25 protein-coding genes and 1 other annotated feature are annotated in these 25,989 nt (G+C 41.5%); all 25 genes read right to left on the bottom strand.

Annotated features, from left to right (window positions below):
• Positions 1-16: 16 nt before the first annotated feature.
• Positions 17-346, bottom strand: a complete 330-nt coding sequence (locus BMW59_RS07810) for a ribosomal-processing cysteine protease Prp (protein WP_093049844.1) — start codon at positions 344-346, stop codon at positions 17-19.
• 14 nt (positions 347-360) lie between these two features.
• A complete protein-coding gene (rplU, locus tag BMW59_RS07805; RefSeq protein ID WP_093049841.1) occupies positions 361-669 on the bottom strand; it encodes a 50S ribosomal protein L21 in 309 nt (102 codons plus the stop codon).
• 13 nt (positions 670-682) lie between these two features.
• Positions 683-755: a sequence feature (ribosomal protein L21 leader region), on the bottom strand.
• A 78-nt stretch (positions 756-833) separates the two neighbouring features.
• Positions 834-2,297: an Rne/Rng family ribonuclease gene (locus BMW59_RS07800; RefSeq protein WP_177174234.1), complete on the bottom strand. Its 1,464-nt coding sequence runs from the start codon at positions 2,295-2,297 to the stop codon at positions 834-836.
• A 65-nt stretch (positions 2,298-2,362) separates the two neighbouring features.
• Positions 2,363-3,139 carry a M50 family metallopeptidase gene (locus tag BMW59_RS07795; protein ID WP_143051209.1) on the bottom strand — a complete coding sequence of 259 codons (777 nt, stop codon included), beginning with the start codon at positions 3,137-3,139 and terminating at the stop codon, positions 2,363-2,365.
• Positions 3,140-3,197: 58 nt separating this feature from the next.
• Positions 3,198-4,028 (bottom strand): M23 family metallopeptidase, encoded by an 831-nt coding sequence (locus tag BMW59_RS07790; RefSeq protein WP_177174233.1) that lies wholly within the window; start codon positions 4,026-4,028, stop codon positions 3,198-3,200.
• Between the two features lie 332 nt (positions 4,029-4,360).
• Positions 4,361-5,182, bottom strand: coding sequence for a carbohydrate ABC transporter permease (locus BMW59_RS07785; protein ID WP_093049831.1), 822 nt, complete (start codon positions 5,180-5,182; stop codon positions 4,361-4,363).
• 18 nt (positions 5,183-5,200) lie between these two features.
• Positions 5,201-6,529, bottom strand: a complete 1,329-nt coding sequence (locus BMW59_RS07780) for a carbohydrate ABC transporter permease (protein WP_093049829.1) — start codon at positions 6,527-6,529, stop codon at positions 5,201-5,203.
• A gap of 89 nt (positions 6,530-6,618) precedes the next feature.
• The gene (locus BMW59_RS07775) at positions 6,619-7,608 is read right to left on the bottom strand and encodes a LacI family DNA-binding transcriptional regulator (RefSeq protein WP_093049827.1); all 990 of its coding nucleotides are present in this window, start codon (positions 7,606-7,608) and stop codon (positions 6,619-6,621) included.
• A 151-nt stretch (positions 7,609-7,759) separates the two neighbouring features.
• Entirely contained in the window at positions 7,760-9,127 is a 1,368-nt protein-coding gene (locus BMW59_RS07770; RefSeq protein WP_093049825.1) for an ABC transporter substrate-binding protein, read from the bottom strand.
• Positions 9,128-9,474: 347 nt separating this feature from the next.
• Positions 9,475-10,275, bottom strand: coding sequence for a septum site-determining protein MinD (gene minD / locus BMW59_RS07765; protein ID WP_093049824.1), 801 nt, complete (start codon positions 10,273-10,275; stop codon positions 9,475-9,477).
• 55 nt (positions 10,276-10,330) lie between these two features.
• Positions 10,331-11,020 carry a septum site-determining protein MinC gene (gene minC, locus BMW59_RS07760; protein WP_245732997.1) on the bottom strand — a complete coding sequence of 230 codons (690 nt, stop codon included), beginning with the start codon at positions 11,018-11,020 and terminating at the stop codon, positions 10,331-10,333.
• Positions 11,021-11,056: 36 nt separating this feature from the next.
• The gene (gene mreD, locus BMW59_RS07755) at positions 11,057-11,581 is read right to left on the bottom strand and encodes a rod shape-determining protein MreD (RefSeq protein WP_093049820.1); all 525 of its coding nucleotides are present in this window, start codon (positions 11,579-11,581) and stop codon (positions 11,057-11,059) included.
• The gene (gene mreC / locus BMW59_RS07750) at positions 11,578-12,465 is read right to left on the bottom strand and encodes a rod shape-determining protein MreC (protein WP_093049818.1); all 888 of its coding nucleotides are present in this window, start codon (positions 12,463-12,465) and stop codon (positions 11,578-11,580) included. Before mreC ends, mreD begins: the two co-directional genes overlap by 4 nt.
• 14 nt (positions 12,466-12,479) lie before the next feature.
• Entirely contained in the window at positions 12,480-13,520 is a 1,041-nt protein-coding gene (locus BMW59_RS07745) for a rod shape-determining protein (protein WP_093049816.1), read from the bottom strand.
• Between the two features lie 253 nt (positions 13,521-13,773).
• Positions 13,774-14,460, bottom strand: a complete 687-nt coding sequence (gene radC / locus BMW59_RS07740) for a RadC family protein (RefSeq protein ID WP_093049814.1) — start codon at positions 14,458-14,460, stop codon at positions 13,774-13,776.
• Between the two features lie 13 nt (positions 14,461-14,473).
• On the bottom strand, positions 14,474-15,031 hold the full coding sequence (locus BMW59_RS07735) for a Maf family protein (RefSeq protein ID WP_093049812.1): 558 nt from the start codon (positions 15,029-15,031) through the stop codon (positions 14,474-14,476).
• Positions 15,032-15,132: 101 nt separating this feature from the next.
• On the bottom strand, positions 15,133-16,566 hold the full coding sequence (gene aspA, locus BMW59_RS07730; protein WP_093049810.1) for an aspartate ammonia-lyase: 1,434 nt from the start codon (positions 16,564-16,566) through the stop codon (positions 15,133-15,135).
• 28 nt (positions 16,567-16,594) lie between these two features.
• Entirely contained in the window at positions 16,595-17,698 is a 1,104-nt protein-coding gene (locus BMW59_RS07725) for a hypothetical protein (RefSeq protein WP_093049808.1), read from the bottom strand.
• Between the two features lie 434 nt (positions 17,699-18,132).
• A complete protein-coding gene (locus tag BMW59_RS07720) occupies positions 18,133-19,017 on the bottom strand; it encodes a hypothetical protein (protein WP_093049806.1) in 885 nt (294 codons plus the stop codon).
• The gene (locus tag BMW59_RS07715) at positions 19,017-19,919 is read right to left on the bottom strand and encodes a PilN domain-containing protein (protein ID WP_093049804.1); all 903 of its coding nucleotides are present in this window, start codon (positions 19,917-19,919) and stop codon (positions 19,017-19,019) included. The genes BMW59_RS07720 and BMW59_RS07715 overlap by 1 nt, the downstream gene beginning before the upstream one ends.
• A gap of 3 nt (positions 19,920-19,922) precedes the next feature.
• The gene (pilM, locus tag BMW59_RS07710) at positions 19,923-20,927 is read right to left on the bottom strand and encodes a type IV pilus biogenesis protein PilM (protein ID WP_177174232.1); all 1,005 of its coding nucleotides are present in this window, start codon (positions 20,925-20,927) and stop codon (positions 19,923-19,925) included.
• Positions 20,915-21,694, bottom strand: coding sequence for a prepilin peptidase (locus BMW59_RS07705; RefSeq protein WP_093049800.1), 780 nt, complete (start codon positions 21,692-21,694; stop codon positions 20,915-20,917). The genes pilM and BMW59_RS07705 overlap by 13 nt, the downstream gene beginning before the upstream one ends.
• A gap of 329 nt (positions 21,695-22,023) precedes the next feature.
• Entirely contained in the window at positions 22,024-23,718 is a 1,695-nt protein-coding gene (locus tag BMW59_RS07700) for a VanW family protein (RefSeq protein WP_177174231.1), read from the bottom strand.
• A gap of 31 nt (positions 23,719-23,749) precedes the next feature.
• Positions 23,750-24,013, bottom strand: a complete 264-nt coding sequence (locus tag BMW59_RS07695) for a hypothetical protein (RefSeq protein ID WP_093049796.1) — start codon at positions 24,011-24,013, stop codon at positions 23,750-23,752.
• A gap of 140 nt (positions 24,014-24,153) precedes the next feature.
• A complete protein-coding gene (locus BMW59_RS07690) occupies positions 24,154-25,851 on the bottom strand; it encodes a sensor domain-containing diguanylate cyclase (RefSeq protein WP_093049794.1) in 1,698 nt (565 codons plus the stop codon).
• Positions 25,852-25,989 lie beyond the last annotated feature (138 nt).

The following is a 25,989-nucleotide window of genomic DNA, read 5'->3' as shown; positions in this document are numbered from 1 at the left end:
TTCACCTCCTGCATATTTACGATTCAATACATATAAACCGGCTGTACTGGTCTTCCATTGTTTTCATAGAGACCAGCATGCCTTCTAATAGTAATTGTACTTTCTCATAAGTGTCACGATCTAATTTGTCAGGAACACGACAGCGGAGAAAGCCTCCATTATCATTCATTTCAACTTCCATTTCAGTTCCACAGATTTCAGCCACTGCATTTACCGTTCCAAACGAAACGGCTGAAGCTCCCGCACATACAAGATCCTGTCCGTGCGGTCCTGAATCGGCATGGCCTGTCATGGTAAATGAATCGATTGTACCGTCTTCGTTCCGGTCAAACGTGATATGGATCATCGTCAGTCCACCTTTTAAGCGTTGATCTTATCGATCGTCACTTTTGTGTAAGGTTGACGGTGACCTTGCTTACGACGGTAGTTTTTCTTAGCTTTATACTTGAATACAGTCAACTTTTTAGCACGGCCTTGTTTTTCAACCTTTGCTGTCACAGTTGCGCCGTCAAGTAATGGAGAACCAACTTTTGTTTCGTCTCCACCCACTAGAAGAACACGGTCAAATGTAACTGTATCACCTTCAGTTACGTCAAGCTTCTCAACGTAAACTTCCTGTCCTTCAGTCACTTTCACTTGCTTTCCGCCAGTTTCAATAATTGCGTACATGTGCGCACCTCCTTTAAATACTCAGACTCGCCATCCCAGGTGCATTAAAAATGCTTATAACCTGTTCTGTGCGGTTGTAGCTCTTTGGGTGCATCCAAACAACTAACAAAAGACATCATACCATAATGTAAAAGTGCATGTCAATGGATTATAAAGGCTTTACTTCAAGGGCTAACGTGTTTTTTCCATTTTAATCGGGCTTCCTCAATATTTCCCATGTAGCGGATTTCAAATCCTGGCAAAGATGACGGGGTAAGAAATATTTTTTTGTTAGTTATTTTTTCAAGCTGTTTCATACGCTTTTTATTATTGCCGCAGAAAAGCGGGATAATCCACTCTCCAATTTCCACAATTATGGCTTCCTCATCATCATATCTTCTCGTAAACACGGCTTCTTCCAATTCTTTTGCTATCTCTTCTTCTTTCTTGACCTTGCCTGTCCCTTGACAGGCAGGACAGTCATTAAACATGATATCTCTCAGTGGATTCCTAGTTTTTTTGCGAGTCATTTCCAGCAGGCCCAACTGGGTAAACCCTAAAACATTGGTAATAGTCCGGTCATGTTTAAGAGCTTCATTTAACGTTTTTAATACTTCCTGCCTGTCGGCTTCATCTGCCATATCCATAAAATCGATGAGAATAATGCCGCCTATATCTCTCTGCCTAAGCTGTTCGGCAATTGTTTTCGCTGCTTCTAAATTAATCTTCACCGCAGTATCTCTCAGCCCCTGTTTGCCGGTAAACTTTGCAGAGTTTACATCAATTACAGTCATTGCTTCAGTATGGTCAATGTGAAGAGAACCTCCGTTTTTGAGCCAAAGAAATGGTTTTAAAGCCCGTTCCAGTTGTTTTCCGATATTGAAGCGGGAAAATATGTTTTCTTTCCCCTGATAAAGTTCAATGTTAGCACGATTCCCTTCACTGGTAAATTGTTGGTAATCTTCCGGTGAATCGACAATTATTTCAGTATTATCATCGTTTAAAAAATCTCTTGACACTCTGGCATAAATGGATGATTCATCATATAAAGTTCCTGTCCCTTTTATTTCTTTTGCTTTCTTAAGGACAGCAGAATACCTGCTTTTCAGGCGCGCCAGATCTTCTTTAACTTCCTCAACCGGCGCTTCCTCAGCAAGCGTCCGGATAATCAGTCCTTCCCGGCCTTCCAACTGGTCTTTTCCCCATTCTCTCCACACATTTCTCGTCTCTTCAGGGGTAATTTTTTTAGACACAGCTACGTAGCCGCCATAAGGCAAAAATACAACATATTTCCCGGGGAATGCTAAATGTTCTGTAAGCTTGGCTCCTTTTGAGCCGGATTCTTCTTTTTTAACTTGTACTATAATCGACTGTCCTTTAGCAACAAGAGATGTCACCGGTATATCCTGTGGAGGATCCTGCTGAAAAGCTGCTAATTCTTTTTTATAAAGAAATCCGTTTTTTTCAGAGCCGATATTAATAAATGCCGCGTCCATTCCTGGCAGAATGTCTTCTACCTTTCCTTTAATCACACTCCCCGGGCCGGGAGAATCTGAAGGAATATCGAATAACCATTCTGTTACTTTTCCGTTCTCTAAAACCGCCCCGCGCGTTTCATTCAGCAGGCGGTGCAAAATAATTTTCCTCACTGTTCGCTCCCATCTCCTTAAGGAATCCTTTAGTCTGCCCATATTATAAATGGTTTACAGGGCAATTACCAGTCACCTTTAAGAAGACAGGATAAAGGCTGGGTTTGCTTATATCTGTCAAAAAATGCGTCTAAAAGTACTTTTTCCTGTATAACCTGGTTTTTATTTATTAATAAGGTTAACTCTTTCTCCCGGTGGACATTCTTGACAGCCTGGGCGACTGTGAGAGCAGGCGAAACATTCAACAGATAATTCTTTTTATTCCTTTTTATATGTTTTCTTTCAAGTAAGAACCTCAAGAAATGATAGTGTCTCTGTTTCCATTCGAGGTATTGATGCACCCATAAAAAGGTGGTTACCATAATTAAATTCAAATGGAAAGGAAGCATAAATAGACTCAGAAAGGAAAGAGCTGTTAAGCAGACAAAAGATAATATAAAAGTGGATTGATAAGCTTTATGGAAGGGAAGAACATAACTTTGAAATGAAAACAGCAATTTCCCGCCATCCAGAGGTAAAACCGGGAGCAAATTAAACAGTAATATAGCAATGTTATGAAAAAGGAACAATTGGTGATCAGCTTCCGTCCAAAAGGCAGAGCCTAATAGAAGGAAGCTGAGACCAATCATCCATAAGTGCTGCAATGGACCGCTGACAGCTACCAGAATTTCTTCTTTTGCAGGCCTGTTCCCATACTCGTCCATTTCAGCTATGCCTCCAAAAGGCATGAGCATTATTTTCCGGATCCTCCAGTTAAAACGCCGGGCCATAAATATGTGGCCTAACTCGTGAACTGAAACAATAAACAAAAGCATCAGTATTTCTTTAAAAAATCCTGTCAATCCTCCTATACTAAGAACTATCCATAAAAGAGGATGAATTTTGACTTTTCTCAGTAAATCAGTCAAGGGAGATCACTTCTACAGGATCAATAAAGACATCCCCTTCTTTAAGAGCGAAGTAATACACCCCTACTTCTGACTCGTCTTTAATCGAAGAGACCCGGGCTAATTTTTCTCCGCTGTCCACGTGGTCATACAGGCTTACATGAATCTCATCCAGCATCCCGTACCATGATTCCCCGCCATCATAATGGCGGACGATAACAATTTTCCCCCAGTCATTCTCTTCATCTTCACCAATGTAACGGACGACGCCGCTTCTGACAGCTTCAATTAATTCACCTGCCTCTGTTTCTACAAAAATTCCCCTGCCGTTTTGGTCAAAAGTCTCCTTTACGGTCCCTGTCGCCGGGAGGGCGTAATTATCCTCTAAATTATCTTTCATATTTCCAGGGGCAACTGTTTCCATCTGATCAGGAAGAAGTGCGAGAGGGCGTCCGAATAAATCTTCATACCAGGCAGCCGCCCGATCAAATTGAAACTCTTCTTGAAAAGACGTATAAATGTAATTTCTTGGCCCTTCCAATGCAGGAGAGTTTGACTGCAGTATAATGGCAACAATTAAAAATAGGCATATACTGGCCAAAATCTGCATCATAAACGTATCTTTTCTAAAAAAAGGTTCAGGGGAAGACTTATCTTGGGGAAGTCCTTTACCGGCCTCAATAGGATAGAACGTATCTTCTCGCTCTTCGTCGTGCTTCATGCCCCAATAGGTAGGTCCGTCCCCTCTCAGCCTTTCACCTGTTTGTTCAGTAACTTTTCGTATATTTCTCTGACGGCGTTTCGCTTCCATTTTCCTTTTTAGCTTTGTCACTTTGTGATTCATCAGCTTCCCATCCTTGTCCATAATTTCGTCTTAACTGATTTTATGTCCTGGCTAAAAAGGTTAGAACCGCCAAGCTCCCGAATATAACTGAGGACTTGCCTGCAACAGGATTTCCCGAAGGATTGAGTCAGGAAAGAGAATTTTTAACTGAGCTTAATCCCTTAGGCAGCCCAGTTTCTGTCCTTCAATCAAAAAAATGAAGTGATCCGCCACAATCTATCCTGTCTTATCATAAAAAGAACCTCCTTCGTAAATGAAGGAGGTACCAAAATATATATTAATATAAGGGGGTAATCGTATTATATTCCAGTCTGTTTAAAGTGTGACACCGTTTATTCTTTTACTGACCCTGAAGTGAGCCCCGCCACTATACGTCTCTGGAAGAGGAGAACGACGACAACGATCGGGATCGTCACAAGAACGGTTGCGGCGGTAATATCCCCCCAAGGAATCGTATACTGGGACTGGTACATGGACAGCCCTACTGGCACCGTGCGCCAGTTATCATCAGAGTTAATAGTTAACGCAAATAAATACTCGTTCCACGCCGCAATGAAGACAAGAATGGCTGTTGTAAATACCCCGGGTGCCGCAAGCGGAAAAATAATCTTTCTAAACGTCTGAAAAGGTGTGGCACCATCCAGTTTGGCTGACTCTTCCAGCTCAAAAGGTATTTTCTTAAAGAAGGTCGCCAAAATCCAGATAGCAAGCGGTAAACTGATCGTGATATAAGGAATAACGAGCCCCATATAACTGTTACGAAGCCCCAGGCTCTGAATCAAGTTGAAAATAGGTGAAATAATCGCGATTTGCGGAAACATAGCGGCCGCAAGCACAATCCCGAGTATCGTCCCTTTAAATTTAATTGGCAGCCGGGTCACAGCGTAAGCCGCAAGTGAGGCAACAGAAATAGCTATCACTGTGGTTAAACTGGAAACAGCAATACTGTTCCACATATACAGAAACAAAGGCCTCGTATCAATGGCACTAATATAAGACTGTAAAGTCGGGTTCGTTGTAAACCAGTTAAAGCCTGCGAAAATTTCAATAGGCGGTTTAATTGACGTGAGAAAGACCCACAGAAACGGGAACATAATCACAAAGATAAACAAGCTTAAAAAGATATAAAATGAAACACCTGCTCGTTTTCGCATGTTTGATAACCTCCTTTATTATTTGCCTGTTTTGCCTTCAAACAAGTCAGAACCGATCAATTTGATGAAAATGATACTGATAAGAGCCACAGCTAAGAACACGATCACTGAGAGCACAGACCCTTCACCAAAGTTGGATTGCGCAAAAAGCACCTGATAGGCATAAACAGATATTGATTCCGTACTGTTGGCAGGTCCGCCGCCTGTCAGTACATAAATCAAGTCAAATACCCGGAAGGCATCCAGCGTTCTGAACAGTAAAGCAACAAGAATGGCTGATTTAAGCATTGGCAAGGTGACGTTAATAAAGCGCTGTATCCTGTTGGCCCCGTCAACTTCCGCTGCTTCATACAAGGATTCTGGAATCGTCTGCAGACCTGCAAGAAGCAATAAGGCCATATAAGGCATTGTTTTCCAGACGTCTGCTAAAATAATCGAGAACATGGCTCCCGAGCCTGTACTTAAAAGAACGGAGGCATCAGAAATTATTCCAAGCTGTTCGAAATAATGGGCAACCACCCCGGACTGTCCATCATAAAGGTAATTCCACATCATCGCACTGACCGCTGTCGGAATCGCCCAGGGAATCAGGACAGCCGCCCGGACAGCTCCGCGTCCAATGAACGCTCTGTTAATAATGAGAGCGACCGCAAGTCCAATTGTCAATTCAAAAAAGACAGAGACGACGGTAAAGAACACTGTATTCCACATCGCAGACCACATACGGGCGTCCGTTAAATATTTGCCGTAATTTTGAAGACCAATAAAGTTAGGTCTTATTAAGCTGCGATCGAGGGATGTCAGTGAAGCAGCCCCGGCACTCAAGGCGCTTTCCATTTCCTCATCGTGGTCGCCTATGGCATCCAAAAGCTCATCCTGGCCATCTTCCAGTAAAGAAATATAGCCTTCTGCAAAATCTTTTTCCAGGCTGCCATATCGCAAGTCCCGGTCATTAACCGGCTCAAAGTTCATGACCATTTCGTCAACAATCTCGTACTGCTCTTCAATTTCAGGAAGTGTCACGAGCTGATCGTGGTAAGTTTCAATCTCCTGGCGAAGCTGAGCCACTGTTTCCTCTAACTCAGTGCCCGCCGCTTCGTTTTCAATGGCTTCTAAATCACGGTCAATATAAAAGTAATTATTAGCGTACGTTTCAAGGTCAATCTGGTAACTGAGAGTCGTCTGGTTCCTCGTCGGATCATTTAAACGGTAATCAAACATACTGTTCCAGAATGACTGGGCTACCGGCCATAATGTAATAGCAGCAATAAGTATAAGAGCAGGAAGAACCATTAAATATCCGAGCTGTGTTTCACTTAATTGAAAGCCTTTTTTCTTATCTCCCATGTTCATCCTCCTTTACAGGATTCTTATCAATCCTATTAAGCTGGTAAAATCTGAAATCGATTTCAGCAGAAAGGCTAGAGGTTCGCTATTCACGTTGACTGGCGAACCACTAACTGAAGCGGCAAAATCTCTTTTTTATATGTGACTTTTCTATTATAGGCAATCATATCTACCATCATTTCCATTGCCCTTGTCCCCATCAGTTTCATAGGCTGTTCAATCGTGGTAATTCCGGGATTAATTAAATCGGCAATGGGCTGATTGTCATACCCTATCACTGCTAAATCTTCTGGTATGCGGTAGTTAAACCGTTTTGCTTCCTGAATAATCCCTGCAGCTACTTCATCCCCGCCGGCAAATATAGCTGTCGGCCGATTTTCCATCGCATAGATCCGCTGGAATATATTTTTACCGTCTTCAATGCCATAAAAGCTTGGAAACATCCACTCTTCGGGAATAGAGAGCCCGTGTTCCTTAAGGGCTTTAAAGACTCCTGTTTTTCTGTCTCTCGTTAATTGAATACGGTCAGCACCACCCGCGTAAGCAATTTTAGTATGGCCTTTTTCAATAAGATGCTTTGTTGCAATATAGCCGCCATACACCTGGTCACAGCGGATTACCGGCATCTGTGCATTCGTATCATATTCATTGCAGCTGATGACCGGCCCGTATTTTGTAAAAGGTTCAATAGCCTTCCACTCATTTTGTAAGGAAGCTAAAATAATCCCGTCAACTTGTTTAGCTTTCAACAATTCTAAATGCCGTAATTCCCGGTCTTTATCTAAACGGGAATCACACAAAATTAGCTGATAGCCTTTTTCCCCGGCAATCAATTCCATCGCATCTACTAAATGGCTGAAAAATGGATTCACAATTCGTGAGATGATGACTGCAATCGTATTGGTTCTTTGGCCACGCAGCCTTCTGGCAGAAGAGTTAGGGACATATCCCAAGTCCTCCATTGCCTGCATGACTTTTTTTCGTTTCGCATCATCTACGTAGGGATGATTATTTATTACTCTCGAAACTGTGGTTGGTGACAATCCGGATTTTGCTGCTACTTCTTTAATGGTTGCCATCTGTATCCCCTCACCTGCTTTAAACTAACTAATCCTGATTTATAATGCGTTTCATATTCCTTAAGAAACCCTGAAAATTCCCCTGAAAGCTCAACGGAAATATAGGAAAATGAAGAGGGAAGCGGACTGTGATCCACTTCCCTCACACATGTTATTCCGCTAAAGCCGACTCGATTTGAGATTCCATATTTTCAGCTGCTTCTTCTGCAGAAATCTCTCCTGCAAGTGCTCGTGAAAGTTCAATTTGCATAATGTCTGAAATTTGCGGGTAGATAGGTGAAACTGGTCTCGGCACCGCATTTTCTAATGTGGAAACAAACTCCTCATCTGCAAATAATGGAGCTGCATTACGTACTTCTTCATCTTCATAAAGGTCGCGTAAAGTAGGGGCAGATCCTCCGTCAATTGCAGTGATCTTTTGGCCTTCAGGACCTGTCATAAATTTCACAAATTCCCATGCTTCTTCAGGGTTCTCACTGTTACGGTTGATCATAGTCATCCAGCCGCCAAGCCCCGCTGCACTCCCTGCATCACCGGCAGGTAACAGAGCGAATTCTACATTGCCTTGCACTTGTGACTGACCTTCATCCTCAGTCATCGCCTGCATATAAGGCCAGTTACGGGCAAATACAGATTGACCTTCAAGGAAAGCTGTATGTGTTGATGGCTCATCAAAGTTCAAGATATTACCCGGTACAAAATCAGACTCAACAATTTCGACCATTTTTTCAATGGCAGCGATTGTTTCCGGAGAGTTAACAGTTACTTCCTGATTTTCATTAATAACTTCTCCACCATAAGAAGCGATGAATTCAATTGCGTTTACTACAAGACCTTCATACTGGTTAGCCTGCATTAAGTAACCAAAGTCAGTTCCTTCTTCACCCTGGTATTCACCGGCCATTTCAATAAGGTCGTCCCAAGTTTCAGGCGCTTCATCTACAATGTCGGAGCGGTAATATAATAATCCGGCATCTGTAAACTTAGGCATCGCCCATTGGCGGCCGTCAAAGTTACCCGAATCCACCGTTCCTTCAAAGTAGGCATCCATGTCAATACCGTCTCTTTCAATAAAACGGTCTAATTCGAGTACATATCCGCCTTGCGCAAATTCAGCAGGCCAGATGACATCGGCATCAAACACGTCAATTGTGGCATCTCCGGCACTAAACTCGGTTACATACTGGTCATGAGATTGACCTGTATCAGCCGGCATTTCACGGAATTCCACTGTAATATGCGGATTTTCTTCCATAAAGGCTTCAACCAGTTTGTCAGTTGCACCAGTAGCATCATGTCCTCGGGCATAAGTAAGAGTGACTTCCTCCTGGTCTTCAGAAGCTTCTGCTCCGTCTTCATCATTATTGTTTACGTTGTCTGCGTTGTTGTTTTCTGTTTCATTGGCAGGATCGTCGTTGACAGGTGTTTCATTTGCATCATCATCTCCACCACATGCAGCCATAACACTCACCATGGATATAGCGACCGCTCCCGAAAGTACCTTTTTCCAAATTTTCATTTTCTGTATTGCCCCCTTTAAAGGTTTTCTGATAACGATTTCACACGATCTTTTTAAAAAATAGGAAATTATAATTATAATATAAAATGATATTTCCTATTGATTTAAATCATGTAATCGTTTTCATATTTGTATTATAATTCTTTATGATAACGTTTTCAAGTGATTTTTCAGAAATTTTTATAGATTTCTTTTTGAATTCACAATCAATAAATGATTCCTTCATATTACAGGGTGAAATGGAATTAAATGGGGGGGTCTGACCCTAATCCTTTAGATGGGGATATAAAAAAAGCTGATGAGAAAGTTTTCTCATCAGCCTGACAGCACGCTTATGCTGGTTTAGTTTATCCTCGTATTCCCAGAAAGTCCTTTACTTTTTTGAATACACCCTTCTTTTCATCGAGTGACATAAGGGGAACTGTTTCACCGGTTATACGCCGCCCTATGTTCCTGTAAGCAATAGAGGCTTTACTCTTTGGATCAGTTGCAATCGGCTCACCCTTATTAGATGATTTAATCACATCATCATCATCTATTACAATTCCAAGCAGATCGATAGCGAGAATAGATACAATCTCTTCGACATCCATCGCATCTCCGTTTTTCATCATATGAGGGCGAATCCGGTTAATAATAAGTTTCGGGGAAGAAATATGCTCTTCTTTTTCAATCAGACCAATAATTCTGTCAGCATCTCTCACTGAAGAAATCTCGGGAGTAGTAACTACGACCGCCTTGTCTGCTCCTGCAACCGCATTTTTGAACCCCTGTTCGATGCCCGCCGGGCAATCGATAAGAATATAATCATAATCCTGTTTTAACTCATCAACTAATTTTTTCATTTGCGATGGTTCTACAGCAGACTTATCTTTTGTCTGGGCAGCAGGAAGAAGATAAAGACAATCAAATCGTTTATCTTTAATTAATGCCTGATGAAGCCTGCAATCCCCTTCCACCACATCTACCAGATCGTAAATAATCCTGTTTTCAAGGCCCATTACCACATCTAAATTTCTAAGGCCGATATCTGTATCTACCAGACAGACTTTTTTTCCGGCCAGCGCGAGGGCTGTACCAATATTTGCCGTGGTAGTGGTCTTTCCTACGCCGCCTTTTCCTGAGGTCACAACAATGGCTTCTCCCATATTCTTCTCCCCTTCCTAGCAACCTTCTGATTACTCAATACTTCCCTTTTTATTATTATATTTCCATTGAAAGGTTGGGCCGTATTTTAGACAGTATCTGAAGTTTATCCAGAACCATTTCCTTTTCTTCATTCAAATAAGCACATTCGCCTTCTTCAAAACCGGAATTTTCTCCATTCTGTTCAGGAGGTCTGCGAATCATTGAAGCTATTCGTAACTGGGAAGGCTTCATCTCCGCCGCACAAATAATGGCTTCTTCATTACCCTGACTGCCTGCGTGGGCGATTCCCCGAAGACTCCCCATTATGTAGATATTTCCTGTCGCTTTAACTTTGCCCCCTGGGTTTACATCTCCGATCAGAAGCAGATCTCCTTTGAAGTCCAGGACTTGTCCTGATCTGATAACTTTAACCACTCTCGTTACTTGCATATTCTGTTTCATTTCTTCCGCTTCTTCTTTCGAAATGACTTCCGATTCAATTTCATTTATGCTTACATTCATCTCTTCTGAAAATAAACTTTCCAGTTCTTCAATTTGAAAACGGTCCAAATAGCGTTTGCCAACCACCAGTTTGGCGTTTACAGGCTGAACAGATTCATTTGCTGACTCAGGCCTGTCGGATAGTGTTTTCTGCAATTCCTCTTTAAGCGTTTCTATTGAACACTGATCATCCAACATAAAAGTTAGACCATCTTTTGTTCCTTTTATAATGACATGCTGGGACTTTCTCTGTTTACTCTTCACCATGCCTCCCCCCTCACTTTCCGGAATATACGGCTATTAAATTAATTCATTAAACTTCTTCTCAAGGAACTGAAACCATAACCTTAATGGATAAGTAAAAATAACCAGAAACGTAAAATTCATAATCATAGTTGGAAGAAAACGGTCGTTAAAAAAAGTTTCATGGGACATATCGGTCACACCTAGTAACGTCATCATTCCAAATACGTAATATTCCAATAACACAACACCAAACGTTACTGTGAGGATAGTCATTGCCACATTATCTTTTATAAAAGGGATTGAAATAGATAAAATATAAGAAATTAACCCCATCCCAAATGTATATATACCAAGTATTTGAGAATACACAATATCATAAAAAACCCCAAACATGATCCCGTAAAACAAACCGTATCCTCTTCCCCGGAAGATGCCGGCCAGTAAAATCAGCATAAACATCCACCGGGGAATTAACTGGTAAGGAAAACCGTGCAGATCTGGTGCAAATATCTGATAAACGGTTCCTTCAATTATAAACAGAATAAACAACACAACAATTAAAGAATAACGAGCTATCATGAGTTATCCGCCTCAGCATCCGGGTTTATATCATCTTCAAGAGTGGGGGCTCCCCGCTCAACAACCATCACATAATCCAGATGATAAAAATTAGCTGAAGGTTCAATATAGGCCGTTTGGGTAAGCCCGTATTCATCATTTTCATAATCTACAATTTCTCCAATCATTAAGCCTTCAGGAAAAACGCCTCCCAAACCGGAAGTAGACACAGTTTGGCCTGTTTCAAGTTCAGCATCAATATCAAGTTTTGTAAACTGTAAATAGCCGCTCTCATTATGAATGCCTTCTATGAACCCATAAATACTTTCGTCCCCGTCTGCCATTGCTGAAATACGGTTCGTAATATCCTGGTCACTTAATAATTGTATTGATGAGGAAAATTGTGAAACCTGTTTAACTTTTCCAATAAGCCCCTGGGATGTCATCACTGCCATATCTTCTTCGATGCCATCCTGCGCCCCTTTATTAATCCCTACAAGTTCATTCCATCTGTCGGGCGAACGGTGAATTACCATAGCTGACCGGACAGTATAGTCCATCAAATCCAAATCGTCCTGAAGGTCAAGCGCCCCCTCAAGTTCTTCATTTTTTCTTCGCAATTGGTTCAACTCAACCTGAAGAGAAGCAAATTCATCCAAATGCGATTTTAACACTTGATTCTCGGTGTATAAATTTCTTATATCGCGCACGTTCTCAAAGAAACCCGCTGCGAAATGAGCGGGAATTGAAAATGCTGACTGAGCCGTACCTACAGTATCTGCCACAAACTGCTCAGGCCATGAGAGTGTTTTTCTGTCACTCATGGAGTAACCGATTAGTGCGACAAGGATAATCATGCAAACTAATAAAATAATCAGCCGCTTGTTAGAAAAAAATGGAGACATCTGCGACACCTACTTTATCCTTTTCGATTTGAGCGTACGGATATTCCTGCTTTTGACCGGAATAAATGAAGGTTTTCCAGTGCTTTCCCCGTACCTACAGCCACACAATCCAAAGGATCTTCGGAAACAAGGACAGGCATATTTGTTTCATCGGCCAACACTTTATCAATATTTCTTAATAGTGCGCCCCCGCCAGTCAATACGATCCCTCGATCCATAATGTCTGCCGCAAGTTCCGGAGGCGATTCCTCAAGTGTATCTTTTACTGCCTGGACAATTTGTGCTACTGTGTCAGCTAATGCTGCTGTTATTTCTTCTGAGTTTATTGTAATTGTTTTTGGAAGGCCTGAAACGAGATCTCTGCCGCGAATATCCATCTCGGCACCCGGCTCTGCTGTGCCGGCTGAACCCACTTCAAATTTAATTGCCTCTGCTGTGCGTTCACCAATCATAAGGCTGTATGTCTTTTTAATATAATGAACAATTGCATCATCCATTTCATCTCCTGCTACGCGGACGGACTGACTTGTTACAATACCGCCCAGTGAAATAATTGCCACCTCTGTCGTTCCTCCGCCTATATCAACAACCATGCTCCCTGTCGGCTCCCATACTGGAAGGTTTGCACCGATAGCTGCAGCAAAAGGTTCTTCAATTGTATAAGCCTCACGGGCTCCAGCCTGCTTCGTAGCGTCTTCAACAGCTCGTTTCTCTACAGCAGTAATGCCGGAAGGTACACATACCATCACATTCGGTTTTCTCGTGAATACTGACCGGGTCCGCAGAGCCTGCTGAATAAAATATTTCATCATGGTAGCTGTCGTATCAAAATCAGCGATCACACCATCTTTCATCGGTCTGATCGCCACTATATTCCCCGGTGTACGCCCTATCATATTTTTTGCATCGTTTCCAACTGCTTCAATTCCCCCTGTATCCGACCGCATCGCTACTACTGAAGGTTCGCGGAGAATGACTCCTTTACCTTTTACGTACACTAATGTATTTGCCGTACCTAAATCAATTCCTAAATCTCTAGAAAATCCTGCGAACATCTATGTAATCTCCTCTCAAGGTCTAAAAAATTTATAATTAATAAAAAACACTCAAGTATGCTTTAAAAGGAATTAAAAGTCCATAAGATTAATTATACTCAATCTTTTAAGAATTGAGTAGCATTTTCCATGATACTCAGTAAAATCCTCATTTTATCCTAACATAACAGGGGGAGCGTGTACATAATGGAAAGAGCGTTCTTTCCAATTTTTATAAAAGGAGTTTAAAACAGGGGGAGAATACATAGAAGAATTAAAGATAACCTTTTTCTTTTAAAGAACAAAACCTTTTATCACCGATAATAACGTGGTCAAGCAGGTCAATTCCCAGCATTTTTCCGCATTCACTGAGCCGTTTAGTAACATCAATATCTTCCCTGCTTGGTCCAGGGTCACCAGAAGGGTGGTTGTGCAGACATACGATAGAGGCAGCTGAATACCGGAAAGCTTCTTTAAACACTTCCCGCGGATGCACAATGGATGCATTCAGGCTTCCGATAAAAACGGTCTGTTTATGAACCACCTGGTTCTTGGTATTTAAATAGAGGCACACAAAATGTTCCTGCTGTAAATGGCGCATCTCATCCATCATATAAAGGGAAACATCTTCCGGGGAACGGATCACATACCGATCTTCAGCTGGAAACTGCTGAATCCGCTTTCCTAATTCGAGTGCAGCCCGGAGCTGCACGGCTTTCGCTTCACCTATCCCGTGAATATCCATTAATTCTTTTATGCTTGCGTCTTTCAGCATTTTAAGCCCATTAAAATGCTGGATCACTCTTGCTGAAAGCTGAATAACTGATTCTGATTTGGTTCCGGAACCAAGTAAAAGCGCAATCAAATCCTGGTTGGACAGGGACTGAGGGCCTTCCCTCAGCATCCTTTCCCTTGGCCTCTCACTTTTTGGGACATCTTTAATCATCATCGACATAGCCATACAAGTCCTCCTTCTAATTAAATGACTTTAAAGCACGACTAACCTTTGCAATAGGAAGACCCACAATCGCAAAGTAATCCCCTTCCACTTTTTCAACAAAGGTGGCCCCGAGGCCTTGGATGCCATACGCTCCTGCTTTATCAGACGGTTCTCCGCTTCGTATGTAATTGTCAATTTCTTCATCTGACAGCGAATAAAACGAGACTTGAGCCTGGGCTGTAAAAGTTACTTCTTTTTCTGAAGATAATATAGCTACCCCAGTAAGAACCTGGTGTGTTCTGCCGGAAAGGAGGTGAAGTTTGGCTCTGGCATCTTCATCATTCGCAGGTTTACCCAGAATTGTTCCATCAAGTGACACAATAGTGTCGGCACCTAAAACGACAGAATCTCTGTGATCTTTTAAAACATCTGCGGCTTTTTGGTAAGCTAATAAAGCGACTGTTTCTTCGGGGGAGTAATGATTAGGTACTGTTTCTTCGATACTGCTTGGAATAATAGAAAAAGAAAGACCGGCTTGTTCCAGAAGCTGCTTTCTTCTAGGGGATTGTGAGGCTAATATGAAAGGTTTCATGCATGTCCCATCCTTTTTTTGAGAGATTATGGAAAGAGGAAGAGACACTTAATATTTTACTAAACTCTTCCTCTCTGTTCAAGCTGCATTCTGTAAGGGTGTTATTCTTCGCCAAAAATTAATTCTTTTGCCGCAATACCCGGATTAGTCATTTCTAGTGGGTCAAGAATCTGGTCAAGTTCCTCTTCCGACAGGATTCCTCTTTCAATGCAAATTTCCCTGACCGGCCTGCCAGAGGAAATTGCTTCTTTTGCAATCCTTGCTGCTGTTTCATATCCAACGTGAGGGTTTATAGCTGTTATGATCCCTACACTGTTTTCCACCAGCTGTTTGCAATGATAGATATTTGCTTCAATACCTTCTACTGCAAACTCTTTAAATACATTAATACCGTTTCTCAATATAGTAAAAGATTGCAGAAGATTAAATACCAGCACCGGCTCCATAACATTCAACTCTAGCTGGCCTGCTTCGGAGGCAAGGCTGATTGTGTGATCATTTCCTATAACCTGGAACGAAATCTGATTAACAACTTCACACATGACAGGATTAACTTTCCCAGGCATAATAGAGGACCCTGCCTGTCTCGGCGGAAGATTAATCTCATTAAAACCGGTTCTCGGACCGGAACTCATCAGCCTGAGATCATTGGAAATCTTGGATAGGTTGATAGCGAGAATTTTCATGGCTCCTGAAAGCTGAGTGTATGCATCCGTATTTTGTGTGGCATCCACTAAATTATCCGCACGATGAAAAGGCAGTCCTGTTATTTCTGCAAGATTTTTAGTCACCTGATCGATATAAGCAGGCATGGCATTTAATCCGGTTCCTACTGCTGTCGCTCCCATGTTCACTTCATAAAGCTGGTCAACTGATTGCTTGACGCGTTTTAAATCCCTGGCGAGGAGCCTCCCATATGAACCAAACTCCTGTCCCAGCCTTATAGGCACCGCATCTTGAAGATGTGTTCTGCCCATTTTTATGACATGGTCAAACTCGTCTTCTTTTTTCTTCATTGTCTCAACTAAGTCATTTAATGCTTTGATCAACCCTTGTGACAAATTAAGACAGGCGATATTAATAGCGGTAGGGAACGTGTCGTTTGTAGACTGGGCCATATTCACGTGGGTTGTAGGGCTGACTTTTAAATACTCGCCTTTTTTACCGCCCAGAATTTCTATCGCCCGGTTAGCAATGACTTCATTCGCGTTCATATTAAAAGACGTGCCTGCGCCGCCCTGGATACTGTCTACGATAAATTCTTCGTTAAACTCGCCTGCAATGACTTCATCAGCTGCTTGTATAATTGCCTCCGCGATGCCTTTATTCAATACGCCAACTTTGGCATTCGCTTTGGCTGCCGCTTTTTTTACGTACCCGAATGCTTTTATGAGCTCTTCATGGGGAGGAAACCCGGTGATAGGAAAATTTTCTTGTGCTCTAATTGTCTGAATGCCGTAATAGGCATCTGCAGGGATCTTTTTTTCTCCCATTAAATCTTTTTCTATTCTTACTTGTGGTGATGACGAACTCATAATTACCCCTTCCTTATCCGCATCTTTATTATGTGTGGTCTATGTCATTGTTATTTTCTATTTCTCTAATTAGCTTATCATAAATAATCATACCTTTAAGAAGTGAATCTTGAATTTCCCATGCAAAAGCATCTGAAAAGGTCCCAGCTGAATAGACTTCCATAACAGGCTCTGTCAGATCCAGCCATTGTTGGAGCAGTTCCTCTACGTCACTGTTGTTAGTCGAAAGGGCTTCATGTGATTGTTTCCAGACTGCTCCGCTTTGGAAAAATGCCGTGACGTCCTGATCAGCAGGGACTTGTCCTTCCATATTTTTAACTGACATCCTGGCAGCCAGCTCCATCCACTGCACACCAGCTGATAACACAGAATAAACGGAGTCCTCTACTTCAGCTTCAGACGTTTTAAAAGCATAAGGCTTAATATAAGTATCCTGATTATGCGCTTCCAAATGAGAGCCAATAACTTCTGCCGATTCCTTTCCGGAGGCGATACCCAAAAATAAAAAATATGTGCCGTTATCTTCCATTATTACCGAAGGAAACCCTTTTGCTTTTATTACACCAGCCATCTCCTGACCTTTTTCTTGAGTAGAAAACGCGCCGCCCTGAACTAACTGGAGGTCAAATGCAGGAAATGTCTTTAAATCATTCTCAGCTCTGACTGCAGTTTCAGCCGGTTGACCAATTGACTGTAAAACTCCTTGCTCACTTTCTGCACTCGTATCATTACCAGACAATAAAGAAAGCAGCATTAATCCGAACGCGCTGCCAACAAGGACAGCAGCAGTAACAGACAAAAAGACAATATTTTTTAAAAAACTGAAAGAAAACCGGTTCCACGACGGTTTTTTCTTTTTCCTTTGTGAAGGAGGAAGTTTAGGACTCTGGTGACTTTTGCCATCATCCCAGAAAGGTTGTTGAGTATCTTCCAAAAATTGTCGTTTTTTTTGTAAATTAACTATTTTTTTTGTCTCTTTCTCGTCAGACTGCCTGGCACTTAGTAAAGGTGCATACTTTTGCTGTACTTTTCCAGAATCCTTAGCTGCAGCTGTTTCGTTAAAATTAATACGTTTTTCAACCTTCTTATACTTTCCGTCCAGACGAACGAGTACCTCTCTCTTTTTAGTCACAATGAAACGCCGCTCCTTTCTTTTCGACCAGCTTTTATACCATTCTATTAACTGGACGAAAATGATAGAACAAGATTCAGGATTTTTGCACACCGGATTATCTGTAAACCGCGATCTAAAAAAGAGAGTAATTGCCGGATGAGATAAATGAGAATGCTGGCTGTAAGAGGATAAGTCAAAAGTAAAATAAACATGAAAAATCTAAACACAGGCGGGGGGTTTTTATTTTGATAGACGGTTAAATTTGTATCGTCACAACACGTCGCTTTCCTTGGGTAAAAGCTCAGCCTCCTTGACCAGCCCAAACCGCTGATCTTAGGAATCTTCGAGCTGCACTTTTCCCACGGGGAGCCTGCGTGTTATGACGATAGTTAAATCATTTGAGTATAAATTGTTCGTATCTTACAAACCAATCTCAGTCCTGTTCAAGCCTTTTAAGGATCCTGATATATTGGTGTTACCTTAAATCCGGGATCTTCAAAAGGACCTGAGGGTTTATAATCTGCAAATACATGTTCCAGTTCTTTCACATAATAAGCGCTCAAATACACATCCATATTTAATAAGTCCGTTTCGTCATCTTCTTCTCCAAATAAAAGGTCCCTTTCTGAAGGGGCATTAAACGACAGAGCATATATTTCAGTTAAGCGGGGCAGCTGTTCGATTTCATAGAGAAATTGGAACAGCTGCTCAAATGTTTCTGCTTCTACAGAAAGGCCCGAAGTCATCCGGTTAACCTTTACGCCGTCAGCCATCTCCATCGCACTTTCAACTGAGGTATCCCCAGTTGCTGGGGATGGTGGATCCTTCTCATCTTCCATATGAACTTTCACGTCTACTCTTACATCGACATCTGTATCTTCTTCAAATTCACCGGTAACTCCTGCATTTTCCTGATTTCCAGTTTCATTAGTTATATTAAATTCCACTTCAGTTTCGATAGCAGGCTCTTCTACTTCTTCCAGCTCATGTATCGCCGAAGCAGACAAAACGTCTTTTGAGAAAACGTAATGATTTATTTGTGTATCAGACATTAGTTCAGCTTTTTCAAAATCCATTAACCAGTGGTCAATCCATGGTTTAACAGGAACCTGCTGGAGCAGGGATTGAATTTTAAGATCGGTATACTGCTTTTCCGGCCCGTCTGACTGTTTCAGAGTCTCTAAAACTTCTCTCTCGTAACCAAGCTCTGTTTCTTTTTCTTCTATTCCCTGTTCCAGCGGCTGGATGATCAGAAAATAATAAGCAATGAGTCCAGCCAGCAGAATTACTGATGCAGTTATTAAAACTGTCTGGATGTGCCTGAAGGTAATTTTCATTAGTCATCCTCCCCGGTTTCGTCATCATTAAATACATCATCGTCATTAAACAGGCTTTCTTCCTCTTCGTTTAAATCGTCTGAATCATTCAGTTCATTTTCTAAATCGAATCCATTATCTGAATTAAACTCAGTTTCACTATTAAATTCTGTCCCAAGATCGCCATCATCGTCATTACCAGTATCAGTGTCCACATCTGAGCCGCTTTCCGTATCAAACTCAGTTTCTGGATCAGCTTCCTGCTCAAACTCGCCAAATTCTCCCTGATCCTGAAGAGACCTTTCACTTTCCAATTGTTCTTCATAAGACCCCATAGCTTCAATCCAGTTTTCATAATCGTTAAATATATGCTCATATAAACGGATTGAGAAAGAAACATGGTACCTTGGCATTTCATCACCAGTGAAAGTTCCGTCGTCGGGAAGTAACTCTTCACCCTTTATTTCCTCAATGGTTGCTTCTTCTACTGCCGGGAGCTGATTTATTTCATGAAGATAGCTTGATGCTCCTCTTTGCGTTTCAAACTGGGCATCCAAATTTATATGGCCGGGGTTTTCAAACTGAAACTCAAGAAAAAAACCACGCTCCGGCAAATTGCCGACTAGAATGTTAAGTAAACTGGTTGTCGGGTTTCTCTGTGCCTCAAGCTTTTCTATCACACTCTCTAATTGTTCAGCTTCAGCGTCTGTACCGGCTACTTTGCTTCTTTCAGCTTCCTGCTGCTCCCTCACTTCATCGGCCTGAACAGTCAGCCTTTCCTGTTCTTTTAATAAATTTTGCTGATAAGATATGGCTAAAGTAAATAATAAGACTACCAGCAGAAGAAGCGCAGCTGACCCATAAATATAAAATAAACCTTTTCGGGCTCTTTTTTCGGGAAGTAAATTAATTTCAACAGACATTAGCTACACCTCTTTAAGACAAAGGCTTACAGGGAGAATAAATTGCCCAGGCAGATCCATATTAACCTTTGATAATAAATCAATAGATTTTTCAGTTTGTACGTCCATTTTAAGAGAATCTTCAAGCGACTTTTGTATAAACCATAATTTTGGATGATCGCCTGTTAGAAATAGTTCCGTTTTTTTATTTCCACCCTTTTTTTCTGCTCTTCTCCAATAGTCAATAACTTGTCTCACTTCCTTTAGCGCCTTCAGTATGTCCCGCTCCACTTTTTCATCCTGTTTGCAAACCCACTGAACGAGGTTTTCCTCCGCTGTGGCTTCCCAGTCTTCTCTGCTGAAAGGTTGTGAATGATTACGCAAGAACACAGGTTTATTATCTTTAAATATGCCTATATTAATAGAATTCATGTCCCATTCCAGTTGTATAAGTTCTTCTCCAGGTGCGTGCTCCTCTTTCTGCATGTAAAGACGATGTATGGAAAGCGGTGCGATATCCGCAGCGACAGGGGTCATTTTTGCTTTTTTAAAAAGGGCAGCATAGCTGTTAACTGCTTGTTCAGGAGCTGCAAACAGCAGAATATTTTTTAAATTATAATCTTCATCTTCTTTTCGCCCTTTATTTTCCAACAAATGATAATCAAATACAGCCCCATCAAAAGGCACATGAATAGTTGCACCAGCTTCGCTTTGTATGTATTTGCGTATATCCTGATCTTTCAAATCTTTTGCAATCTTTGCAGCACCAAAGAAAAAAGAAGAATCTGGCACAAAAAAATACAGAGGTTTATGTGTGATCTTCCATTCTGCTGCACAACCGGATAAAAACAGTTCAAAATTTTCTTTATCAATAATACTTCCTTTCTCCACCAGACCTTCAGGAATAACTTTTTCATAATAATTGACTAATGAACTTGAAGAATCTTCTCGTGTTACTACACTACGCAATATGTAATCCTTTATTTGCAGACTGATGCGATATTTTTTCCTAAATGCTAAAACACCCATAATAGCCCTCCATGCATAAATACGTCTATATACCATTGAAACATTGTGTCATGAAAAAAATAACTGAGCAGAGCCCCGGCTGCGATAAAGGGGCCAAAGGGCACTGCTGTTTTCCGCTTCGCTTTTTTTAAAGCAATAGCTCCAAATCCAAACATAGTCCCAATAATGGAAGAAAGGAAAATAGTTAAAAGGACGCCTTGAAAGCCTAAGACCACCCCCGCTACCCCTATCAGTTTGATATCGCCCCCTCCCATACCTCCTTTAGAGAGAACAGCCAGCAAGAGAAAAAGAAGAAAACCAAAGGCAGCTCCCGCCAGACTGTCCCACCAAGGTGTTAAAGGTTCAATTATACGAAGAGGAACAATCAGACAGAGGAAAAAAATGAGAAACTTATCGGGGATCAGCATAGTCTCTAAATCCGACACACTTATTATTACTACTAAAGAAATAAACACTAAAGCAACGATCAGTTCAACTGTCCAGCCGACTATAAAAGGAGCTGATGTAAATAGGATGGCGGTAACCAATTCAAATAGAGGATATTTGCTGGAAATGCGGGAGGAGCAATTTCGACACTGGCCTTTCTGAAAAAGGTATGAAAAAACCGGAATAAGTTCAATCCACGTTAAACGATGCTGGCACGCCGGACAAAACGAAGGCGGCTTAATAACAGACAAATTCTTTGGCACTCGCAACCCTGCCACATTATAAAACGAGCCGAGAACAGCTCCTGTTACAAACAAGTATACATGAAGCAGCACTTCCATGAATAGACGCCCTTTCCGAAATTTTGCAATTTTTATACAGCGGTAAAGAGGAGATTGAAAAGTCCTAAGAGCCGGACGAGAGGAAGAGGAAAACAATTTATCGAGGAAGCGGGATAAGAAGCCGTATTGAAGAAAAGGGGGATAATAAGTTATTTTACTATTAAGAAAGGTTCATTTTGAACACTTAAAAAGAGACAGGATATACCATCGTTTCTTTAATTCGTGGTGACAGTTCAGGAGTCAGCTCACTCTTCAGGAAAAATCCTCTCTCTCATTAAACGGCAGAAAAGAAGGCAGTCCGGCATACTGCCTTCTTTATTTCTGCTGCTCTAGTATCCTTTTACCGGATGACTTTCTTCTTCATCATCAGGTAAATCCATTCCCGGACTTTCTTCAATGCCGTTCTCTTGTCTATCATCTTCTGGAGTTTCCGGATAACCGCTCTCATCCCTTGAACCAGGAGTGTCAGGTGCCCAGCCGCTATCACCTGCACCACCGTCAAAGTTGAATCCTTCGTCATCCCATTGCCCTCCATCGCCTCTTCTGCCTGAACCTTCCTGTTGCCCTTCACCGTTAAATCCATCACTATCAAAATCAAACCCGCCGCTATCACCAAATGAATCATTTCCACCTTCTCTGTGCTGGCTATCGTCTCCGTTACTGTCCTGCCAGCCGTCCGGGGAACCTCCTGGCCCAGGATCACCTTCACCGTTAAAACTGCCGCCAGAACCGTCGTTCCAAGGGTCTTCCCCCCACTCTTGACCGCCAGGCTGCCCTTCTGAAGAAGGAGCTTCTTCTCCGCCCCCAGAGCCGTCAAAAAATTCATCATTTCCTGGTTCCACCGGTTCTTCCTCTTCTTCAATGAAATCTTCTTTACTTCTCATTTCAACCCGATGAACAGGAGGGAAGTAATCTGAAGCCACATATTCAGCCTCATTGTTATCGTTTAGAGGGTTCACAATTGTACGGCTCAAACTGTAGGTAACCCCGTCAGAACCAGTCTCTACAGTCTCAGTTGCTCCTTTTCCCAGTCTTTCAGTATAATGAACAACCGTTTTAGGCTTTATCTCTTCCTGGTTTTCAATATCCACCTCGATGAGATAAGGAAATTCTTCTCCAGTCAATTCAGCCTGCAATGAATTATTAACAACCTCAAATTCCATCACATAAGGTGAAGGATTCGGGTTTTCAAATACTAAATCAAGCTGGTCACTTTGACTGATTTTAACGTCATACCCTAAAGGCATACTTTGAGCCAGTGACTCACTTTGCGTTCTTTCGATTAAGTCAAAGTTACTGTGAAGAAGCAGCTCATAAATGGCAGATCCAATGACGGATTTTGCTTTTTCATCTGTTAGTTCAGTATTTACGTCCTGAAGAACTTCCAAAAGAGAAAAGGTGCTGTCTCCTTCGATCACCACTGGGGAAAGTTCTGACGCTAAAACTTCCAGTTCAGGCGACCCCGGCGTTCTGTTTGCAATGTGAACAGAAGACGCCTTATTTACCTTGTCTTCGTTAACATATTCATGAACGTTAACAACAATATCATGTGCCGGAAGAGCCGCCGCTTCCTTTTCCAAGTCGTTAAGTAAAGCTTCGGTATTTACCACAGTTTCTGGTTCTGAATACAACTTAAAAGACCCCAACACTTCAATTAAGTACTGCTCATCGCCCGATACTTTGATTTCCCCGCTATTTGACTCTTTATTATTAAGTCTTTCTACAGTCCCATGGCTGTTAAAAGTCAGCTCTTCCGTATCATAAGATTGTGATTGATCAAACCAGCGTAATTCAACGGCCCTTTCAGCTTGCCAGCCAGCTGTACGGGCATCAATCTTTTCAGCAGCCTGCTCTTGGGTCAGTCCACTGATATCCATATCAGCTAATTGAGTTTGGGGCTCAAACTTTTCTTCTTCAAGCCATGTCGAATAAACCATCGTCCCGGAATAAGTAAATAAACTTAGAAAAATCAAGCTTCCTGTCAAAATAATTAAGGAAGAAACAAACCATTGCCATTTTTTCATAAATATTACCTCTTTCGTCAAATATCTATTGTCAGTGCTCCTCTTCAGCCATTCGTCCATTTAAGCGTTCAGCACGTCTGGAAAAAAGGTAAGAAGTAAACACTGCCAGAAGGACGATACTGCTGGCCGCGCCAAGCCAATGAAAATAATGATTAAGAAACAACCCGACAAGAAAGTACACAGCTGCTAAAAAAATATGCAGGAAAGTGACTGTCTTTGGAAATACTGAGGGCAAGAAAAGAAGAATCGGAATTAAAATTATTGCTCCTGCTATTGCGATAAAAATTTCAACCATTAGATTACTTCCTTCCAACATTATCTAGTAATCTCTCATTATGTCAATTAAACCATTCATGCTGTTCCTAAGCAATATAAATAACTAATTAAAAAACGGCGATTTATTGTCTGATCGCCGTTTTCCTTTATTTGTTTTATCTATGAAAATTGTGCTACTTTATTTCTTCCTTTTTGCTTTGCACCTGTATACATTGCCCTGTCTGCATTTCTCAGCACGGATAAGGGTTCTTCGTTTTTATCACTTTTAGCCGCCACCCCTATGCTTGCTGTGAGCCGGACAGTCTTCCTTTCCCCCCCATCCAGGTCGGCATTGACTACAAATAAGTGTGATTCGATCGCCCGCCGTAATTTCTCCCCTGTTTTTGAAGCTTCAGGCAAGCGGATATTTTTAAGTAACACAACGAATTCTTCCCCCCCGTACCTTGCTGTTACCCCAAGATCCCCTACTGTCTCTGAAAGAACTGCTGCTACTTGAGCGAGGACTTCGTTGCCGCTCTGGTGGCCGTAAGTATCATTGATTAACTTAAAATGATCCAAATCCAGCAAAACGATCGCATAAGAATTTTCTTCCACTCCTTCCCCGTATTCCTCAATTAACAGGTTTTCGAAATACTTGTAATTGTACAAGTCTGTTAATGAACAGCGCTCACTTTCTTTTTTAGTCTCTTCAATATATCTGGCATTCTGGACCGCCACTGAAAGATAGTTGGCTATAATTTCCAGAACCATCTGATGGCTTTTTTCAAATGCATTCTTCCTGTCAGAGGTTAGTGTAATCACACCTACGGTCGTATGATTAACTATAGCCGGAGCGGACAGAACCGACTGAACCCCTTGATATATATTCTCATTTTCTAACTCTTGCCACTCTTTTTTAGAATTAAACCGGCACGACACCCCTTTAGTGAAAACATACTGGCTGATATGGTCTCCATAAAGAATTTTAATATTTGAGCGGGCGTGCGGGTTATGAGTGTAAATGGGTTTTAAATCTCCGGACGGGCGTCTTTCAAAAAGGTAGATGCCATTTGAAGGAAAGATCGTGTTGCAAGTATTTATAAATTTATTAATAATTGTCTCTACATCTAAACTGTGATTGACTTCATGCCCAAAAGCACTGACTTTTTTCAGGAGGGCCGTGGTTCTCTTACTTTCGTTAATAATCTTTAAGATAAGGGACACAGATATGATAGGGATACCAATCATTAAAACAGCTGCATAACTCATTTCCTCATATAACACGGCAAGTGTCAGCCCCACTGGCACAATCAGGATGCCAGTGAGAGCTTGCCATTTCATCGGTTCGTCAAAAAATTTAATAGTTGATATACCAAGAATGTAATATCGGATTAAATATATTAACCCATTGTTAAGGAAGAAGAAAATTACCACATATATTAATACCGGCAGGAGAAGCTGAGTAAAGTTTCCGGTAATTACTCCGCCTGTAACTCCCCCAAAAAGGTAAAACATGCCTCCGGCGCCAAGTGAAGTAGCTAGAAGGAGCAATGAATTTAAAGGATAGCGGTATAGATCATTCCTGGAAATTTTCAATCTGGTTAAGGTGGTGAATAAAGCTATCTGAGTGACAAGGATTTCGATAATAAGGCCAAAATGTAAAAAGATAGCTAAAGAAATCCCATGTAACGGCACAATAGATGTGCTTCTGATTTGAATGGGAAAGAGAGAAGCAATAATAATTAGAACAGTAAAAGACAAAACGGGGAGCCAGGATGCAGCCAGGACATCATATGTATGCTCTGCAACAATGTAAATAAAAGGTGGCAGTGTTAACAACCAGATAAACCAGACAATCCGCTGTTGCTTTTCTGACACTTTGGTCACATCCTTTGAATGTCTTTTTAAGCTTTCGGCACCCCTGTAATTTTCGGAATTTTCCAACCGTTGGCAGTTTTTATACTACCATAGTTTGTATATTCTGTTAAGACTATTGGATTACATTTTAAAGAGGTT

The sequence above is a fragment of the Salipaludibacillus aurantiacus genome (assembly GCF_900111295.1).
Taxonomy (GTDB): domain Bacteria; phylum Bacillota; class Bacilli; order Bacillales; family Salisediminibacteriaceae; genus Salipaludibacillus; species Salipaludibacillus aurantiacus.
Note: the sequence above shows the minus strand (reverse complement) of the source record. Positions and strands in the feature narration are given on the sequence as shown.